General features: G+C 68.4%; 1 protein-coding gene. It reads right to left on the reverse strand.

Annotated features, from left to right (window positions below; translation table 11 throughout):
• A partial coding sequence (locus E1263_RS42465) for a hypothetical protein (RefSeq protein ID WP_132178159.1) occupies positions 1-924 on the reverse strand: 924 nt, incomplete at its 3' end.
• Between the last annotated feature and the right edge of the window lie 79 nt (positions 925-1,003).

Consider the following 1,003-nt stretch of genomic DNA (forward strand, 5'->3'; position numbering starts at 1 on the left):
GGCGGGGAGGTTGGGGTCGGTGCGGCGGAGGACTTGGAGCACCTGGGTGGCTGCTGTGCAGGGGCGGTTGGTGATGTCGAACCAGCCGTAGCGCAGGGTTGCCTCGGCGCGGAGGGTGGCTCGGTTGTCGCGGTCGAGGTCTCGCCAGCGTTGGGTCGGGATGAGGTGGAGACGGCCGTCTAGTTCTACGTCGAGGCCGAATCCGTCGTAGTAGACGTCGGTGTATTCGCTGTCGACGGCTCGTTGGCGGGTTCCGGTGGGGAGGCCGTGGCGGCGTTCGACGTCTCGGAGGTAGCGGATTTCGAGGAGCGAGTGGGAGCCGGCGGCTACGTCGGTGAGGATCGGGCGGAGGGAGCGGCCGTGGCGTAGGCGGCCTCGGGTGGACAGCGCGGCGAGGAGATCGCGTGGGTGTACACGACCGGTTTGGCACGCTTCGGCGACGACCGCGGCCGCTTGGTCCAGGGTTCGGCTGATGCCGACGATGTCGAGAATCGCATGGGCTCCGGTACGGCGAGGTGGGACGGCGCGAGCGAGGCGGTCGGCCCAGTGGATGTCGCGGTGAATGACGAGTCCGGGCTGGCTGCGTACTTGGCGGTGGTCGGGGATAGCCAGGTGGATGGGACGGCCAGGGGCCGGTCTCAGCAGGCCGAGTTGCTCGGCTGCGGTGTAGTGGCTCCAGGCAGAGTCGGGTCCGGCGTACAGGAGGGCGGCCAGCAGGCGCTCGTCGTACCCGATGGGGCCGGTGTGGTTGGCATAGACGCCGGGGTGGATGGTTTGCCAGCGCCTGCTGCGGAGCCGGCGCTTGATGCGGACATCCAGCCAGCCGCCGGCGAGGAGCTGAGTCCGCGACACGACTCCGTTTTGAGCGCGGATCAGCTCTTGGATTCCCTCGTCGGCCAGCTGTCGGCGCCACCACCAGTCCATCCAACCCAGCATGAGCGAAGTGCTGGGTTGGTGCAGGAGGGCCTGTGGATAACTGCTAGTCGGCGTGGGTGGGTTGGGT

Source organism: Kribbella antibiotica, assembly GCF_004349055.1.
Classification (GTDB): domain Bacteria; phylum Actinomycetota; class Actinomycetes; order Propionibacteriales; family Kribbellaceae; genus Kribbella; species Kribbella antibiotica.